Here is an 18,085-nt window from a genome sequence, read left to right as displayed (position 1 = left end):
TTATGAGCGCACCTCGTGAAACCATCGCCGCCGTCGCTACCGCTCAAGGTCGCGGTGGTGTCGGCATCGTCCGTATTTCCGGGCCGTTGGCCAGTGTTGCGGCCAAAGCCATCAGCGGCCGCGAACTGAAACCGCGATACGCTCATTACGGTCCGTTTTTCAGTGATGATCAGCAGGTGCTGGACGAAGGCCTGGCCCTGTATTTCCCTGGGCCGAACTCGTTCACCGGCGAAGACGTACTGGAACTGCAGGGCCACGGCGGCCCGATCGTTCTGGACATGCTGCTCAAACGTTGTCTGGAACTGGGCTGCCGCTTGGCGCGGCCGGGCGAATTCAGCGAACGTGCGTTCCTCAACGACAAGCTCGACCTGGCCCAGGCCGAGGCGATCGCCGATCTGATCGAAGCCAGTTCTGCACAGGCTGCACGCAATGCCCTGCGTTCCTTGCAAGGTGCGTTTTCCCTGCGTGTGCATAACCTCACCGAACAATTGATCGCGCTGCGCATCTACGTCGAAGCCGCCATCGACTTTCCGGAAGAGGAAATCGACTTTCTTGCCGATGGCCATGTGCTGAGCATGCTCGACAAGGTCCGCGATGAACTGTCCACAGTGCTTCGCGAAGCCGGGCAGGGTGCCTTGTTGCGTGATGGTATGACCGTGGTGATAGCCGGTCGTCCGAATGCTGGCAAGTCCAGCTTGTTGAATGCCCTGGCCGGACGCGAAGCAGCGATCGTGACTGAGATTGCAGGTACTACGCGAGACATCCTGCGTGAACATATCCACATTGATGGCATGCCGTTGCACGTAGTGGATACCGCTGGTCTGCGCGATACCGACGATCAGGTGGAAAAAATCGGCGTTGAGCGCGCGTTAAAAGCCATTACTGAAGCGGATCGCGTGCTCTTAGTCGTCGATGCGACCGCTCCGGAAGCAGCAGATCCGTTTGCGCTGTGGCCGGAATTCCTCGAAACCCGACCGGATCCAGCCAAAGTCACCTTGATCCGCAACAAGGCTGACCTCACCGGGGAAGCGATTGCCCTGGAAGTCAGCGAGGATGGCCATGTCACCATCAGCCTTAGCGCCAAATCGGCCGGTGACGGTCTGGAATTGCTGCGTGAACACCTCAAGGCCTGCATGGGCTATGAACAAACCTCGGAAAGCAGCTTCAGTGCCCGCCGTCGGCATCTTGAGGCCCTGCGGCATGCCAGTGCCGCGCTGGAACACGGGCGCGCGCAGCTGACATTGGCAGGCGCAGGTGAACTGCTGGCTGAAGATTTGCGTCAGGCACAGCAGTCCCTGGGGGAAATCACCGGAGCATTCAGTTCCGATGACCTGCTCGGCCGGATCTTTTCCAGCTTCTGCATCGGTAAATAGTCTTCTGCTGTACACAGACAGGCCCGTTCGCGGCCTGTCTGCTCCTCTCTTTCTCCACACCTTCCTTCAGTGCTGGGCAAATCCCCTCTCCCTGAGCGGATTTTTCGTGCCCGCATCATCCCCATTCAGCCATTTTCTGTGGATTAAGCCCTGTGAATAACTGCCAATGAGGTCAGTTGATAACAGGGCTACAAAACTGGATATAACTGCCCCTGTGGATAACCACCCCATTCATCCACAGGCTTAAACCGGTTATCCAAGGGCCTCATTGGCACCTGGTCACAGGGTTTTGAAACGCTGTACATATTGAATAATAAGGCCTGTAGAGATCTATCCACAGAAATGTCGGTCAGTAAAAATAAACATAAAAACAAAGGTTTTATAAATTTCTCTCTTTTTTATTCTTTTAACCTTGAGTTCTCCACAGCTGGTTAAATTTTGTGCAAAGGGTTCTTTAGGAAGGGCGAAGTCCCTATACTTGTCGACCAGGTCCAGAAACCTGATCTCAAACTATTCCTGAATTACCTACTTAAGCAGGCACGAGGTGCGTGGTGGATTTCCCTTCCCGTTTTGAAGTGATCGTCATCGGCGGCGGTCATGCCGGTACCGAGGCAGCACTGGCCTCAGCACGTATGGGGGCAAAAACCCTGTTGCTGACGCATAACGTGGAAACCCTCGGTGCCATGAGCTGCAATCCGGCCATCGGTGGCATTGGCAAAAGCCATCTGGTCAAGGAAATCGACGCCCTCGGCGGCGCGATGGCCATGGCGACCGATTTGGGCGGCATCCAGTTTCGCGTGTTGAACAGCCGCAAAGGCCCGGCCGTGCGTGCCACTCGTGCACAAGCCGACCGGATTCTGTACAAGGCCGCTGTTCGCGAAATTCTGGAAAACCAGCCGAACCTGTGGATATTTCAACAAGCCGCTGATGACCTGATCGTTGAGCAGGAACAAGTGCGCGGTGTTGTCACGCAAATGGGCCTGCGGTTCTTCGCCGATTCCGTGGTGTTGACTACCGGTACGTTCCTTGGCGGACTTATCCACATCGGTTTGCAGAATTTTTCCGGCGGTCGCGCCGGCGATCCACCGTCGATCGCACTGGCTCACCGCCTGCGTGAATTGCCACTGCGTGTCGGTCGCCTGAAAACCGGTACGCCGCCGCGTATCGACGGCAAGTCTGTGGATTTCTCGGTGATGACCGAGCAACCAGGCGATACGCCGATCCCGGTGATGTCGTTCATGGGTAACAAAGAGCAGCATCCACGGCAGGTCAGTTGCTGGATCACCCACACCAACGCCCGCACTCACGAAATCATTGCCGCGAACCTCGATCGTTCGCCGATGTACTCCGCCGCCGGCGAAATCGAGGGCATCGGTCCGCGTTACTGCCCGTCGATCGAAGACAAGATCCACCGCTTTGCCGACAAGGAAAGCCATCAGGTGTTCATCGAACCGGAAGGTCTGACCACCCATGAGCTGTACCCGAACGGGATATCCACAAGCTTGCCGTTCGACGTGCAATTGCAGATCGTGCAATCGATCCGTGGCATGGAGAATGCGCACATCGTGCGTCCGGGTTATGCGATCGAGTACGACTACTTCGATCCGCGTGACCTGAAGTACAGCCTGGAAACCAAAGCGATTGGCGGTTTGTTTTTCGCCGGCCAGATCAACGGCACCACCGGTTACGAAGAAGCTGGCGCCCAAGGTTTGCTCGCTGGCGCCAACGCTGCATTGCGCGCCAAGGGCAAAGATGCCTGGTGTCCGCGTCGCGATGAAGCGTACATCGGCGTGTTGGTCGATGATCTGATCACCCTCGGTACCCAAGAGCCGTACCGCATGTTCACTTCCCGTGCCGAGTACCGCCTGATCCTGCGTGAGGACAACGCCGACCTGCGTCTGACCGAAAAAGGTCGTGAGCTCGGCCTGGTCGATGACACGCGTTGGGCGGCGTTCTGCAAGAAACGCGAAAGCATCGAACTGGAAGAGCAGCGCCTGAAAAGCACTTGGGTTCGTCCAAATACTCAGCAGGGCGATGCGATTGCCGAAAAATTCGGCACGCCGCTGACCCACGAATACAACTTGCTCAACCTCTTGAGTCGTCCGGAAATCGACTACGCTGGTCTGGTTGAAGTGACCGGCAACGGCGCCGAAGATCCACAGGTCGCCGAGCAGGTTGAAATCAAGACCAAATACGCCGGTTACATCGACCGTCAACAGGACGAAATCGCCCGTCTGCGCGCCAGTGAAGACACGAAACTGCCTGTGGACATCGATTACACCAACATTTCCGGTCTCTCCAAGGAGATCCAGGGCAAGCTCGGTGCGACGCGTCCGGAGACGCTGGGCCAGGCTTCGCGGATCCCGGGTGTGACCCCGGCAGCGATTTCGCTGTTGATGATTCATTTGAAAAAACGCGGCGCGGGCCGTCAGTTGGAGCAAAGCGCTTGAGTTCTAAGGTCACTTCGCAACACGCCGAAGAGTTATCCACAGGAGCCCGCGAGCTCGGTGTCAATCTCACTGAAGCCCAGCACGAATTGCTGCTGGGTTACCTGGCCCTGTTGATCAAATGGAACCAGGCCTACAACCTGACTGCTGTGCGTGATCCGGACGAAATGGTTTCGCGGCACTTGCTCGACAGTCTGAGCGTGATGTCGTTCATCGAAAACGGCCGCTGGCTCGACGTCGGCAGCGGCGGCGGTATGCCGGGGATCCCGTTGGCGATCCTGTACCCGGACTCGCAAGTGACCTGTCTGGACAGCAACGGCAAGAAAACCCGCTTCCTGACCCAGGTCAAACTCGAACTCAAACTGGATAACCTGCAAGTTATCCACAGTCGCGTCGAAGCTTTCCAGCCTGCACAGCCGTTCAACGGGATCATTTCCCGGGCGTTCAGCAGCATGGAGAACTTCACCAACTGGACTCGCCATCTCGGCGATGCCGATACGCGCTGGCTGGCAATGAAGGGCGTTCATCCGGCCGATGAGCTGGTAGCATTGCCGGCAGACTTCAAACTCGATAGCGAACACGCCCTGGCCGTACCCGGTTGCCAAGGCCAACGCCATCTGCTGATACTGCGCCGCACGGCATGATTGGGAACACAAGCAAGAATGGCTAAGGTATTCGCGATAGCGAACCAGAAAGGTGGTGTGGGCAAGACCACCACCTGCATCAACCTCGCAGCATCCCTGGTCGCGACCAAGCGCCGGGTGCTGTTGATCGATCTCGATCCACAGGGCAACGCCACCATGGGTAGCGGTGTGGATAAACACGGCCTGGAAAACTCGGTTTACGACCTGCTGATCGGCGAATGCGATCTGGCCCAGGCCATGCACTACTCCGAGCACGGCGGTTATCAACTGCTGCCGGCCAACCGCGACCTGACCGCAGCCGAAGTGGTCCTGCTGGAAATGCAGATGAAGGAAAGCCGTCTGCGCAGCGCGCTGGCGCCGATCCGTGAGAACTACGATTACATTCTGATCGACTGCCCGCCGTCGCTGTCGATGCTCACGCTCAACGCACTGGTCGCCGCTGACGGGGTGATTATCCCCATGCAGTGCGAATACTTTGCGCTCGAAGGCTTGAGCGACCTTGTGGATAACATCAAGCGCATCGCTGAACTGCTGAACCCGAACCTGAAGGTCGAAGGTTTGCTGCGCACCATGTACGACCCGCGCCTGAGTCTGATGAACGATGTTTCGGCGCAGCTCAAGGAGCACTTCGGCGAGCAGCTCTACGACACAGTGATCCCGCGCAACATCCGCCTGGCCGAAGCGCCGAGCTACGGGATGCCGGCACTGGCCTACGACAAGCAATCGCGCGGCGCGCTGGCCTACCTGGCCCTGGCGGGCGAGATGGTTCGCCGTCAGCGCAAAAATTCACGCATCGCCGCTGCTCAGCCAACTTAAGGAATCCCCATGGCCGTCAAGAAACGAGGTCTCGGACGTGGACTGGATGCACTGCTGAGTGGTCCGACTGTCAGCGCACTGGAAGAACAGGCCGCGCAGGCGGATACCCGTGAACTGCAACACCTGCCGCTGGACCTGCTGCAGCGTGGCAAATACCAGCCACGTCGCGACATGGACCCGCAGGCGCTCGAAGAGCTGGCGCAGTCGATCAAGGCACAAGGCGTGATGCAGCCGATTGTGGTTCGCCCGATTGGCGGTGGCCGTTTTGAGATCATTGCCGGTGAACGCCGCTGGCGCGCGAGTCAGCAGGCCGGGCAGGAAACCATTCCGGCCATGGTCCGCGATGTACCGGATGAAACCGCGATCGCCATTGCGCTGATCGAGAACATCCAGCGTGAAGACCTGAACCCGATCGAAGAAGCGGTCGCCCTGCAGCGTCTGCAGCAGGAATTTCAGCTCACTCAGCAACAGGTTGCCGAGGCTGTGGGTAAGTCCCGCGTCACTGTGGCTAACCTGTTACGGCTCATTGCACTGCCTGAAGTCATCAAGACCATGCTGTCCCATGGCGACCTGGAAATGGGTCATGCCCGTGCTTTGCTCGGCTTGCCGGACAATCAGCAGGTGGAAGGGGCGCGACATGTTGTCGCACGCGGCCTGACCGTGCGCCAGACTGAAGCACTGGTTCGCCAGTGGTTGAGTGGCAAACCGGAGCCTGTGGAAGCGGCCAAACCCGACCCGGACATCGCTCGTCTCGAACAGCGTCTGGCCGAGCGCCTAGGCTCTGCGGTGCAGATTCGCCACGGCAAGAAGGGAAAGGGTCAGTTGGTCATCGGTTACAACTCCCTCGATGAGCTTCAAGGTGTGCTCGCGCACATCCGCTGAAACATTTCCTCATGTAGCGCGCAGTCGGAAATCACTACCTGACAGTTGAATAGGGGCAGAACCGCCCCTATACTCTGCGCGCATTTTGTCGGCACAAATTATGCCAAGTTATTGAATTTCGGCAGCCGACCATTGGAGAGCAATCGTGATGGAAACCCGCAAGCCAAACCGCCTGCCGTTCCATCGCCTGGCGGTTTTTCCGGTGTTGATGGCTCAATTTGTCATTTTGCTCATTGCTGCTTTGGCGCTCTGGCAATGGCATGGAGTCGTTGCCGGATACTCGGGACTTTGCGGAGGCCTGATAGCCTTGCTGCCCAATGTTTATTTCGCTCACAAGGCATTTCGGTTTTCCGGCGCCCGAGCAGCCCAGTCCATCGTCCGGTCATTTTATGCCGGCGAGGCAGGCAAACTGATTTTGACGGCAGTGCTGTTTGCACTGGTGTTTGCAGGTGTGAAGCCATTGGCGCCGATCGCAGTATTCGGCGCTTTCGTGCTGACTCAGTCGGTCAGCTGGTTCGCTCCCCTGCTGATGAGAACAAGACTTTCGAGACCTTAGGGCGTTTGAGGCAACCATGGCAGAAACAACCGCTTCGGGCTATATCCAGCACCACTTGCAGAACCTGACCTTCGGTCAGCTACCTAACGGCGGCTGGGGCTTTGCCCATTCCGCAGCAGAAGCCAAAGAAATGGGCTTCTGGGCTTTCCACGTCGATACCCTCGGCTGGTCGGTCGCACTGGGCCTGATTTTCGTTTTCCTTTTCCGCATGGCGGCAAAGAAGGCGACTTCCGGTCAACCGGGTGCCCTGCAGAACTTCGTTGAAGTATTGGTCGAATTCGTCGATGGCAGCGTGAAAGACAGCTTCCATGGCCGTAGCCCGGTGATTGCACCGCTGGCACTGACCATCTTCGTCTGGGTGTTCCTGATGAACGCCGTCGACCTGGTACCGGTCGACTGGATTCCTCAGCTGGCCATCCTGATCACCGGCGACCACCACATCCCGTTCCGTGCCGTGTCGACTACCGACCCGAACGCGACCCTGGGCATGGCGTTCTCGGTTTTCGCACTGATCATTTTCTATAGCATCAAGGTCAAGGGCCTCGGCGGCTTCATCGGCGAACTGACCCTGCACCCGTTCGGCAGCAAGAACATCTTCGTACAAGCCCTGCTGATCCCGGTGAACTTCCTGCTGGAATTCGTGACCCTGATCGCCAAGCCGATCTCCCTGGCTCTGCGTCTGTTCGGCAACATGTATGCCGGCGAGCTGGTGTTCATTCTGATCGCTGTGATGTTCGGCAGCGGCCTGCTCTGGCTGAGCGGCCTGGGCGTTGTTCTGCAGTGGGCGTGGGCGGTGTTCCACATCCTGATCATCACCCTGCAGGCGTTCATCTTCATGATGCTGACCATCGTCTACCTGTCGATGGCGCACGAAGAAAACCATTAAGACCAGTCTCGACTAGTCTGATGTCCCTCCCGGTTAAACGGGAGGGGGCTCTTAACCGGGCCTCTGAAACGATTTGTTTTACCGCTTTAATCTAAAAAACCTAAACCATACGACGTAAAAGTCGGGAGGAAAGATGGAAACTGTAGTTGGTCTAACCGCTATCGCTGTTGCACTGTTGATCGGCCTGGGCGCACTGGGTACCGCAATTGGTTTCGGCCTGCTGGGCGGCAAGTTCCTGGAAGGCGCAGCGCGTCAGCCAGAAATGGTTCCAATGCTGCAAGTTAAAATGTTCATCGTTGCCGGTCTGCTCGACGCCGTAACCATGATCGGTGTTGGTATCGCTCTGTTCTTCACCTTTGCGAACCCGTTCGTTGGTCAGATCGCTGGCTAATTACCCGGACTCTTCCGAGTAATTTGATGTGATGGACAACGTAACTGCGAGGTGTTGGCGTGAACATTAATGCGACCCTGATTGGCCAGTCCGTTGCGTTCCTGATTTTTGTACTGTTCTGCATGAAGTTCGTATGGCCTCCGGTCATCGCTGCTCTGCACGAACGTCAAAAGAAGATCGCTGATGGTCTGGACGCTGCCAGCCGTGCAGCTCGCGACCTGGAGTTGGCCCAAGAGAAAGCGGGTCAGCAACTGCGCGAAGCGAAAGCTCAGGCAGCTGAAATCATCGAGCAAGCCAAGAAACGCGGTAACCAGATTGTCGAAGAGGCCGTTGAAAAGGCCCGTGTCGACGCTGACCGTGTGAAGGTTCAGGCTCAAGCCGAGATCGAACAGGAACTGAACAGTGTCAAAGACAAGCTGCGCGCCCAAGTGGGCTTGCTGGCTGTCGGCGGCGCCGAGAAGATCCTGGGTGCCACAATCGATCAAAACGCGCACGCAGAGCTGGTTAACCAACTGGCTGCTGAAATCTAAGCGAGGGCGATCATGGCAGAACTGACCACGTTGGCCCGACCTTACGCTAAGGCGGCCTTCGAGCACGCTCAGGCCCACCAGCAACTGGCCAATTGGTCAGCCATGCTCGGCCTGGCTGCAGCGGTGTCACAAGATGACACCATGCAGCGCGTGCTCAAGGCCCCGCGACTGACGAGCGCAGAAAAGGCCGCCACGTTTATTGACGTGTGCGGCGACAAGTTTGATGCCAAGGCACAGAACTTCATCAATGTCGTTGCCGAAAACGACCGTCTCCCGCTTCTGCCGGAGATTGCCGCTCTTTTCGACCTGTACAAGGCCGAACAAGAGAAGTCGGTAGACGTTGAAGTGACCAGTGCATTTGCATTGAACCAAGAACAGCAAGACAAACTCGCCAAGGTTCTCAGTGCACGACTCAACCGGGAAGTGCGCCTGCAAGTTGCGGAGGATGCTGCCCTTATAGGTGGTGTCGTTATCCGCGCCGGCGACCTGGTTATCGATGGCTCGATTCGCGGCAAAATCGCGAAACTTGCCGAAGCATTGAAATCTTGAGTTTGAAGGGGCAGCAGAGCAATGCAGCAACTCAATCCTTCCGAAATAAGTGAAATTATCAAGGGCCGCATCGACAAGCTCGATGTGACCTCCCAAGCCCGTAACGAAGGCACTGTCGTCAGCGTATCTGACGGCATCGTGCGGATTCACGGTCTGGCCGACGTAATGTACGGCGAGATGATCGAGTTTCCGGGCGGCGTCTACGGTATGGCCCTCAACCTGGAGCAAGACTCCGTAGGTGCCGTTGTACTCGGCGCTTACCAGTCTCTGGCTGAAGGCATGAGCGCCAAGTGCACTGGCCGCATCCTCGAAGTTCCGGTGGGTAAGGAACTGCTGGGTCGCGTAGTCGACGCACTGGGTAACCCTGTTGACGGCAAAGGTCCACTGGGCAACACCGAGACCGACGCGGTCGAGAAAGTTGCACCGGGCGTGATCTGGCGTAAGTCGGTAGACCAGCCTGTACAGACTGGCTACAAGGCTGTCGATGCCATGATCCCTGTCGGCCGCGGCCAGCGTGAGCTGATCATCGGTGACCGTCAGATCGGTAAAACCGCTCTGGCGATCGACGCGATCATCAACCAGAAAGACAGCGGCATTTTCTGCGTCTACGTAGCAATCGGTCAGAAACAATCGACCATCGCCAACGTGGTTCGCAAGCTGGAAGAAAACGGCGCCCTGGCCAACACCATCATCGTGGCTGCCAGTGCTTCGGAATCTCCTGCGCTGCAATTCCTGGCACCGTACTCCGGTTGCACCATGGGTGAATTTTTCCGCGACCGCGGTGAAGACGCGCTGATCGTTTATGACGATCTGTCCAAGCAAGCAGTGGCTTACCGCCAGATTTCCCTGCTGCTGCGCCGTCCACCAGGCCGTGAAGCTTACCCAGGCGACGTGTTCTATCTCCACTCCCGTCTGCTGGAGCGCGCATCCCGCGTTTCGGAAGAGTACGTAGAGAAGTTCACCAACGGCGCAGTGACCGGCAAAACCGGTTCCCTGACTGCACTGCCGATCATCGAAACCCAGGCTGGCGACGTTTCCGCGTTCGTTCCGACCAACGTGATTTCCATCACCGACGGTCAGATCTTCCTGGAATCGGCCATGTTCAACTCGGGCATCCGCCCTGCAGTGAACGCCGGTGTTTCGGTATCCCGTGTGGGTGGTGCCGCTCAGACCAAGATCATCAAGAAGCTGTCCGGTGGTATCCGTACCGCTCTGGCTCAGTACCGTGAACTGGCGGCATTCGCCCAGTTCGCTTCTGACCTGGACGAAGCGACCCGTAAGCAACTTGAGCATGGTCAGCGCGTTACCGAGCTGATGAAGCAGAAGCAATACGCACCGATGTCGATCGCTGACATGGCGCTGTCGCTGTATGCCGCTGAGCGTGGGTTCCTGACTGACATTGAAATCGCCAAGATCGGCAGCTTCGAACAAGCGCTGATTGCTTTCTTCAACCGCGATCACGCCGATTTGATGGCCAAGATCAACGTTAAAGGTGACTTCAATGACGAAATCGACGCTGGCATGAAAGCCGGTATCGAGAAGTTCAAGGCCACCCAAACCTGGTAAGCCGCAGCGGGAGCCGCGAGGCTCCCGCTTGCTAACCTGATAGGTGTTACATGGCAGGCGCAAAAGAGATTCGCAGTAAGATTGCGAGCATCAAAAGCACGCAAAAGATTACCAGCGCCATGGAAAAAGTGGCGGTCAGCAAAATGCGCAAGGCACAAATGCGCATGGCTGCTAGCCGTCCTTATGCGGAGCGTATCCGCCAGGTTATTGGGCATCTGGCCAACGCCAACCCGGAATACCGCCACCCGTTCATGATCGACCGCGCTATCAAGCGTGTTGGTTATGTCGTTGTGAGCAGTGACCGTGGTCTGTGCGGCGGCTTGAATACCAACCTGTTCAAGGCCCTGGTCAAGGACATGGCGGTAAACCGCGAAAACGGCGTCGAGATTGATCTGTGTGTCGTTGGTAGCAAGGGTGCGGCCTTTTTCCGCAACTTCGGCGGTAACGTCGTTGCAGCTATCAGCCACCTGGGTGAAGAGCCGTCGATCAATGATCTGATCGGCAGCGTCAAGGTGATGCTGGATGCCTACCTGGACGGCCGTATTGACCGCCTGTCCGTGGTGTCCAACAAGTTCATCAACACCATGACGCAACAGCCTACCGTGGAGCAGTTGATTCCACTGGTGGCCACCCCGGATCAGGATCTCAAGCACCACTGGGACTATCTCTACGAACCGGATGCCAAAGAGCTGCTTGACGGCTTGATGGTCCGCTACGTTGAGTCGCAGGTCTACCAGGCGGTGGTCGAGAACAACGCGGCTGAACAAGCTGCGCGGATGATCGCGATGAAGAACGCTACCGACAACGCCGGTGATTTGATCAGCGATTTGCAGCTGATCTACAACAAGGCGCGTCAGGCTGCGATCACCCAAGAGATCTCGGAAATCGTCGGCGGCGCTGCCGCGGTTTAACGGTTCAAATATTCAGAGGATCCAGCTATGAGTAGCGGACGTATCGTTCAAATCATCGGCGCCGTTATCGACGTGGAATTTCCACGCGACAGCGTACCGAGCATCTACAACGCTTTGAAAGTTAAAAGCGATGCCGGCACCACTCTGGAAGTTCAGCAGCAGCTGGGCGACGGCGTGGTTCGTACCATTGCGATGGGTTCCACCGAGGGCTTGAAGCGCGGTCTGGAAGTTACCGATTCTGGCGCAGCCATCTCCGTACCGGTCGGTAAAGCGACCCTGGGCCGGATCATGGACGTCCTCGGTAACCCGATCGACGAAGCTGGCCCGATCGACACCGAAGAGCGTTGGGGCATTCACCGTCCAGCGCCTTCGTTCGCTGAACAGGCAGGCGGCAACGACCTGCTGGAAACCGGCATCAAGGTTATCGACCTGGTTTGCCCGTTTGCCAAAGGCGGTAAAGTCGGTCTGTTCGGTGGTGCCGGTGTAGGCAAAACCGTAAACATGATGGAACTGATCCGTAACATCGCCATCGAGCACAGCGGTTATTCCGTGTTCGCCGGTGTGGGTGAGCGTACTCGTGAGGGTAACGACTTCTACCACGAGATGAAGGACTCCAACGTTCTGGACAAAGTGGCACTGGTTTACGGTCAGATGAACGAGCCGCCGGGTAACCGTCTGCGCGTAGCACTGACCGGCCTGACCATGGCCGAGAAGTTCCGTGACGAAGGTAACGACGTTCTGCTGTTCGTCGACAACATCTATCGTTACACCCTGGCCGGTACTGAAGTATCCGCACTGCTGGGCCGTATGCCTTCGGCAGTAGGTTACCAGCCGACCCTGGCTGAAGAGATGGGCGTTCTGCAAGAACGTATCACTTCGACCAAGGAAGGTTCGATCACATCGATCCAGGCGGTATACGTACCTGCGGACGACTTGACCGACCCGTCGCCAGCGACCACCTTCGCCCACTTGGACGCCACCGTCGTTCTGTCCCGTGACATCGCTTCCCTGGGTATCTACCCAGCGGTAGATCCACTGGATTCGACTTCGCGCCAGCTGGACCCGAACGTAATTGGCCAGGACCACTACGACACCGCTCGCGGCGTTCAGTACGTTCTGCAACGTTACAAAGAGCTGAAGGACATCATCGCGATCCTGGGTATGGACGAGCTGTCGGAAGCCGACAAGCAGTTGGTAAACCGTGCTCGTAAGATCCAGCGCTTCTTGTCGCAGCCGTTCTTCGTGGCTGAAGTCTTCACCGGTGCTTCGGGTAAATACGTTTCCCTGAAAGACACCATTGCTGGCTTCAAAGGCATCCTCAACGGTGACTACGACCACCTGCCAGAACAAGCGTTCTACATGGTTGGCGGCATCGAAGAAGCGATCGAGAAAGCCAAGAAACTGTAATCCCGGCGCCCGGCAACGGGCGCTAATTTAGGTTGAGGCAATCAGATGGCTATGACAGTCCATTGCGATATCGTCAGCGCGGAAGGGGAAATCTTTTCCGGCCTGGTCGAGATGGTGATTGCGCACGGTGCACTGGGTGATCTTGGTATCGCTCTGGGTCACGCGCCGCTGATCACTAATCTGAAGCCAGGTCCGATCCGCCTGATCAAGCAAGGCGGGGAAGCCGAGGTGTTCTACATCTCCGGTGGTTTCCTCGAGGTTCAGCCGAACATGGTCAAGGTTCTTGCCGACACTGTGCAACGTGCCGCCGACCTGGATGAAGCTCAGGCTCAAGCAGCTCTCAAGGCTGCCGAGGCTGCTTTGCACGAAAAGAGCGCAGATTTCGACTACGGAGCTGCGTCCGCACGTCTGGCCGAGGCTGCAGCTCAGCTGCGCACCGTCCAGCAGATCCGCAAGAAGTTTGGCGGTTAATCCGTCAGCCACTTGTTGTGCGATTGATAAAAAAGGGTAGCCTCGGCTACCCTTTTTTCTTTTCCGATTTTTACAACCTGGTCGCAGTTGCTGACCACCCAGGATTGGTAGCCAGTCATGTCTCTCGAAATCGTTATTCTCGCGGCCGGTCAAGGCACCCGTATGCGTTCGGCGCTGCCGAAGGTGTTGCACCCGGTTGCCGGCAATTCAATGCTTGGTCATGTTATCCACAGCGCGCGGCAACTTGATCCGCAGCGCATCCATGTGGTCATCGGCCATGGTGCCGATGTGGTGCGTGAGCGTCTGGCCGCTGATGATCTGAATTTTGTATTGCAAGACAAGCAACTGGGCACAGGTCATGCCACCGCCCAGGCTGTTCCGTTCATCACCGCCGACACGGTCTTGATTCTCTACGGTGACGTGCCGCTGATCGAAGTCGAAACCCTGCAACGTCTGCTCAAGCATGTCGTACCGGGACAGATGGGGCTGCTGACCGTTGAGCTGCAAGACCCGACCGGTTACGGCCGCATCGTGCGCGACGCCGACGGCAAGGTTGCCGCGATTGTCGAGCACAAGGACGCCAGCGAAGCCCAGCGCGCAATCACCGAAGGCAACACCGGTATCCTCGCCGTCCCGGCCAATCATCTGGCCGACTGGATGAGCCGCCTGTCGAACAACAACGCACAGGGCGAGTACTACCTGACCGACGTGATTGAAATGGCGGTCAATGACGGCTTGGTGGTGGCTACCGAACAACCGCATGACCCGATGGAAGTGCAGGGCGCCAACGACCGCAAGCAACTGTCGGAGCTGGAGCGTCATTACCAGTTGCGCGCCGGTCGCCGACTGATGGCGCAAGGCGTGACCCTGCGTGACCCGGCGCGTTTCGATGTGCGCGGCGAAGTGACCGTTGGTCGCGACGTGCTGATCGACGTCAACGTGATCCTCGAAGGCAACGTCGTTATCGAAGACGACGTGGTGATCGGTCCGAACTGCGTAATCAAGGACAGCACCCTGCGCAAAGGTGTGGTGATCAAGGCCAACAGCCACATTGAAGGCGCGATTCTTGGTGAGGGCAGCGATGCCGGTCCGTTCGCCCGTCTGCGTCCGGGCACCGTGCTTGAAGCGCGCGCACATGTGGGTAACTTCGTCGAACTGAAAAACGCGCGGATGGGCGAGGGTGCCAAAGCTGGACACCTGACTTATCTGGGCGACGCCGAAATCGGTGCGCGCACCAACATCGGCGCTGGCACCATCACCTGCAACTACGATGGCGCCAACAAGTGGAAAACCGTGCTGGGTGAAGATGTATTCATCGGTTCCAACAACTCGTTGGTAGCGCCTGTGGATATCTCTTCGGGTGCTACCACGGCAGCCGGCTCGACCATCACGCAAAATGTGGATAACGCGCAGTTGGCCGTGGGTCGGGCGCGGCAGAAGAATATCGATGGCTGGAAGCGTCCGGTGAAAATCAAAAAGGACTGAGTTATCCACAGCCTGACTTAGCCACGCAAATCCAATGTGGGAGCGGGCTTGCTCGCGAAAGCGTTAGAGCATTCAACGTTGATGTTGACTGACACGACGCCTTCGCGAGCATGCCCGCTACCACATTTTTGTTCGTGTCGTTCTCAAAAAACTCTGCATCGCGCTTGACGATTTATGGTCAATAGGTTTTGATTGCTTCCGTTATCTTTCGAATCGAAACTTAAGTCGCCATGTCGAAACGCAACACTCCCCAGCGCCGGCACAACATTCTCGCCTTGCTCAATGAGCAGGGCGAAGTCAGTGTCGATGAATTGGCCAAGCGCTTCGAAACCTCGGAAGTTACGATCCGCAAGGACCTTGCGGCGCTGGAAAGCCATGGCCTGTTGCTGCGCCGTTACGGCGGGGCGATCACTATGCCGCAGGAATTGGTGGCTGAACCCGGCCAAAGCGTTTCGAAATACAAACAGGCGATTGCCCGCGCGGCGGTGAAACGCATTCGCGAGCACGCCCGGATCATCATCGACAGCGGCAGCACCACCGCAGCGATGATCCCCGAGCTTGGCCAGCAGCCGGGTCTGGTGGTCATGACCAACTCCCTGCATGTTGCCAACTCCTTGAGCGAGCTCGAACACGAGCCGGTGCTGTTGATGACCGGCGGCACCTGGGATCCGCATTCGGAGTCCTTTCAGGGCCAGGTGGCCGAGCAAGTACTACGCTCTTACGACTTCGACCAGTTGTTTATCGGCGCCGACGGCATCGATCTGGTGCGCGGGACCACCACGTTCAACGAATTGCTCGGCCTGAGCCGGGTGATGGCCGACGTCGCGAGGGAAGTCATCGTGATGGTCGAGGCCGACAAGATTGGCCGCAAAATTCCCAACCTGGAGCTGCCATGGAGCAGCGTCCATACCCTAATTACCGATGATCGCCTGCCCAACGATGCACGCGATCAGATTCAGGCCCGCGGTATCACCGTGATTTGCGCGGCTGTCAGTCAGGAGAAATAAGCATGTGTGGAATTGTCGGCGCAGTTGCTGAACGTAATATCACCGCCATCTTGCTCGAAGGCCTGAAGCGCCTTGAATACCGCGGCTATGACAGTGCCGGTGTGGCGGTTTTCACCAACGACGAAAAGCTCGAGCGCATGCGTCGCCCGGGCAAGGTCAGTGAGCTGGAAGCGGCGCTGGCTGAACATCCGCTTGTGGGTCGTCTCGGTATTGCGCACACCCGTTGGGCGACCCACGGCGCACCTTGCGAACGTAACGCGCACCCGCATTTCTCCGGCGATATTGCCGTGGTGCACAACGGCATCATCGAGAACCACGAAGCCCTGCGTGAGCAACTCAAGGCGCTGGGTTACGTGTTCACCTCGGACACCGACACCGAAGTCATCGCACACCTGCTGAACCACAAACTCAAGGATCAGCCTGACCTGACAGTTGCGCTCAAGGCGACCGTCAAGGAATTGCACGGTGCCTACGGTCTGGCCGTGATCAATGCACAACAGCCGGATCGTCTGGTTGCCGCGCGCAGTGGCAGCCCATTGGTGATCGGCCTGGGTCTGGGCGAGAACTTCCTCGCGTCCGACCAATTGGCGCTGCGTCAGGTCACCGACCGCTTCATGTACCTGGAAGAAGGCGATATCGCCGAAATCCGTCGTGACAGCGTGCAGATCTGGGATGTGAACGGTAATGTCGTCGAGCGTCAGACCGTGCAATACAGTGATGGCGCCGAGGCCGCCGACAAAGGTGAGTTCCGCCACTACATGCTCAAGGAAATCCATGAGCAACCGTCCGTTGTGCAACGCACCCTCGAAGGTCGTCTGAGCCCGAACCAGGTGCTGGTCCAGGCATTCGGCCCGCAAGCTGCCGAACTGTTCGCCAAAGTGCGCAACGTGCAGATCGTCGCCTGCGGCACCAGCTACCACGCCGGCATGGTCGCGCGTTACTGGCTCGAAGAACTGGCCGGTATTCCGTGCCAGGTCGAAGTGGCCAGCGAATTCCGCTACCGCAAGGTAGTGGTGCAACCGGACACGCTGTTCGTCACCATCTCCCAGTCCGGCGAAACCGCCGACACCCTGGCCGCGCTGCGCAATGCCAAGGAACTGGGCTTCCTCGCCAGCCTGGCGATCTGCAACGTCGGCATCAGCTCGTTGGTGCGTGAATCCGACCTGACCCTGCTGACCCAGGCCGGCCGCGAAATCGGTGTGGCGTCGACCAAAGCCTTTACCACGCAACTGGTCGGTCTGTTGCTGCTGACCCTGTCCCTGGGTCAGGTGCGCGGCACATTGGGTAAAGATGTCGAAGCCACACTGGTGGAAGAACTGCGTCGCCTGCCGACCCGTCTGGGCGAAGCGCTTGCGATGGACAGCACGGTGGAAAAAATCGCCGAACTGTTCGCCGAGAAGAACCACACCCTGTTCCTCGGCCGTGGCGCGCAATTCCCGGTGGCGATGGAAGGGGCCTTGAAGCTCAAGGAAATCTCTTACATCCACGCCGAAGCCTATCCGGCTGGCGAGCTGAAACACGGTCCGTTGGCGCTTGTGGATAACGACATGCCGGTGGTGACCGTTGCGCCGAACAACGAACTGCTGGAGAAGCTCAAGTCCAACCTGCAGGAAGTCCGCGCCCGTGGCGGTGAACTGATCGTGTTCGCCGACGAGAAAGCCGGGATGACCAACGGCGAAGGCACCCACGTGGTGCAGATGCCGCACATCCACGACATCCTCTCGCCGATCCTCTACACCATTCCGCTGCAATTGCTGTCGTACTACGTCGCCGTGCTCAAGGGCACCGACGTCGACCAGCCGCGCAACCTGGCGAAGTCGGTGACGGTGGAATAAGTTATCCACAGGGATAACCCGCAATAAAAGCGCACAACCTGGAGACCCATTGGAACTCCAGGTTGCAGCTTCCCCCCCCACGGTTTGTTACCAAACACCCCAGCGCGGCGCAAAGCCACGCTCATGTAACAGTCTTCGACTTCTCGAAAAAATCCCAGCGTAAAAATTCAAGCACCCCGGAACCCTTGATTTTGGCGCTCTCCAGCCCTGTCAGCAGTTCTTGTTGGAGGACTTCTCGGCAAGTTGGCCGTTCAATTGCATATGCTTGTATGTACAAGTAAAGACGTATGCATACGAGTCGAAAGAAACGCCGCATTACGTCCACTGAT

Annotated in this window: 17 protein-coding genes; all 17 read left to right on the top strand. The window is 57.6% G+C overall.

All coding sequences use genetic code 11. The features are described from left to right. Nucleotides 1–2: 2 nt before the first annotated feature. Entirely contained in the window at nucleotides 3–1,373 is a 1,371-nt protein-coding gene (mnmE, locus tag QMK55_RS13485; RefSeq protein WP_102355516.1) for a tRNA uridine-5-carboxymethylaminomethyl(34) synthesis GTPase MnmE, read from the top strand. 551 nt (nucleotides 1,374–1,924) lie between these two features. After that, nucleotides 1,925–3,823: a tRNA uridine-5-carboxymethylaminomethyl(34) synthesis enzyme MnmG gene (gene mnmG / locus QMK55_RS13480; RefSeq protein WP_320329350.1), complete on the top strand. Its 1,899-nt coding sequence runs from the start codon at nucleotides 1,925–1,927 to the stop codon at nucleotides 3,821–3,823. Further along, complete coding sequence (gene rsmG / locus QMK55_RS13475; protein WP_038359549.1) at nucleotides 3,820–4,464, top strand: 16S rRNA (guanine(527)-N(7))-methyltransferase RsmG; 645 nt, start codon at nucleotides 3,820–3,822, stop codon at nucleotides 4,462–4,464. The genes mnmG and rsmG overlap by 4 nt, the downstream gene beginning before the upstream one ends. 18 nt (nucleotides 4,465–4,482) lie before the next feature. Beyond that, complete coding sequence (locus QMK55_RS13470) at nucleotides 4,483–5,280, top strand: ParA family protein (protein WP_003229787.1); 798 nt, start codon at nucleotides 4,483–4,485, stop codon at nucleotides 5,278–5,280. Nucleotides 5,281–5,289: 9 nt separating this feature from the next. After that, nucleotides 5,290–6,162 (top strand): ParB/RepB/Spo0J family partition protein, encoded by an 873-nt coding sequence (locus tag QMK55_RS13465; RefSeq protein ID WP_007960777.1) that lies wholly within the window; start codon nucleotides 5,290–5,292, stop codon nucleotides 6,160–6,162. A 148-nt stretch (nucleotides 6,163–6,310) separates the two neighbouring features. Then, nucleotides 6,311–6,718 (top strand): F0F1 ATP synthase subunit I, encoded by a 408-nt coding sequence (locus tag QMK55_RS13460; protein WP_003229783.1) that lies wholly within the window; start codon nucleotides 6,311–6,313, stop codon nucleotides 6,716–6,718. Nucleotides 6,719–6,734: 16 nt separating this feature from the next. Next, nucleotides 6,735–7,604 (top strand): F0F1 ATP synthase subunit A, encoded by an 870-nt coding sequence (atpB, locus tag QMK55_RS13455; RefSeq protein WP_025112248.1) that lies wholly within the window; start codon nucleotides 6,735–6,737, stop codon nucleotides 7,602–7,604. A gap of 133 nt (nucleotides 7,605–7,737) precedes the next feature. Further along, entirely contained in the window at nucleotides 7,738–7,995 is a 258-nt protein-coding gene (gene atpE / locus QMK55_RS13450) for a F0F1 ATP synthase subunit C (RefSeq protein WP_003097235.1), read from the top strand. A 59-nt stretch (nucleotides 7,996–8,054) separates the two neighbouring features. Further along, nucleotides 8,055–8,525 (top strand): F0F1 ATP synthase subunit B, encoded by a 471-nt coding sequence (locus QMK55_RS13445; protein ID WP_007954149.1) that lies wholly within the window; start codon nucleotides 8,055–8,057, stop codon nucleotides 8,523–8,525. A 12-nt stretch (nucleotides 8,526–8,537) separates the two neighbouring features. Beyond that, a complete protein-coding gene (locus QMK55_RS13440) occupies nucleotides 8,538–9,074 on the top strand; it encodes a F0F1 ATP synthase subunit delta (RefSeq protein ID WP_007911956.1) in 537 nt (178 codons plus the stop codon). Nucleotides 9,075–9,095: 21 nt separating this feature from the next. Then, a complete protein-coding gene (atpA, locus tag QMK55_RS13435) occupies nucleotides 9,096–10,640 on the top strand; it encodes a F0F1 ATP synthase subunit alpha (RefSeq protein ID WP_016984064.1) in 1,545 nt (514 codons plus the stop codon). A 50-nt stretch (nucleotides 10,641–10,690) separates the two neighbouring features. Continuing rightward, the gene (gene atpG, locus QMK55_RS13430; RefSeq protein ID WP_008084419.1) at nucleotides 10,691–11,551 is read left to right on the top strand and encodes a F0F1 ATP synthase subunit gamma; all 861 of its coding nucleotides are present in this window, start codon (nucleotides 10,691–10,693) and stop codon (nucleotides 11,549–11,551) included. A 27-nt stretch (nucleotides 11,552–11,578) separates the two neighbouring features. Next, complete coding sequence (gene atpD, locus QMK55_RS13425) at nucleotides 11,579–12,958, top strand: F0F1 ATP synthase subunit beta (protein ID WP_016984062.1); 1,380 nt, start codon at nucleotides 11,579–11,581, stop codon at nucleotides 12,956–12,958. Nucleotides 12,959–13,003: 45 nt separating this feature from the next. Then, entirely contained in the window at nucleotides 13,004–13,429 is a 426-nt protein-coding gene (locus QMK55_RS13420; protein ID WP_007954164.1) for a F0F1 ATP synthase subunit epsilon, read from the top strand. Nucleotides 13,430–13,546: 117 nt separating this feature from the next. After that, nucleotides 13,547–14,914, top strand: a complete 1,368-nt coding sequence (glmU, locus tag QMK55_RS13415) for a bifunctional UDP-N-acetylglucosamine diphosphorylase/glucosamine-1-phosphate N-acetyltransferase GlmU (RefSeq protein ID WP_320329349.1) — start codon at nucleotides 13,547–13,549, stop codon at nucleotides 14,912–14,914. A gap of 230 nt (nucleotides 14,915–15,144) precedes the next feature. Beyond that, complete coding sequence (locus QMK55_RS13410; protein WP_102355520.1) at nucleotides 15,145–15,921, top strand: DeoR/GlpR family DNA-binding transcription regulator; 777 nt, start codon at nucleotides 15,145–15,147, stop codon at nucleotides 15,919–15,921. A gap of 2 nt (nucleotides 15,922–15,923) precedes the next feature. Further along, on the top strand, nucleotides 15,924–17,756 hold the full coding sequence (glmS, locus tag QMK55_RS13405) for a glutamine--fructose-6-phosphate transaminase (isomerizing) (protein ID WP_102355521.1): 1,833 nt from the start codon (nucleotides 15,924–15,926) through the stop codon (nucleotides 17,754–17,756). Nucleotides 17,757–18,085: the final 329 nt, after the last annotated feature.

This window comes from Pseudomonas sp. P8_229, from assembly GCF_034008635.1.
Taxonomy (GTDB): Bacteria; Pseudomonadota; Gammaproteobacteria; order Pseudomonadales; family Pseudomonadaceae; genus Aquipseudomonas.
Note: the sequence above shows the minus strand (reverse complement) of the source record. Positions and strands in the feature narration are given on the sequence as shown.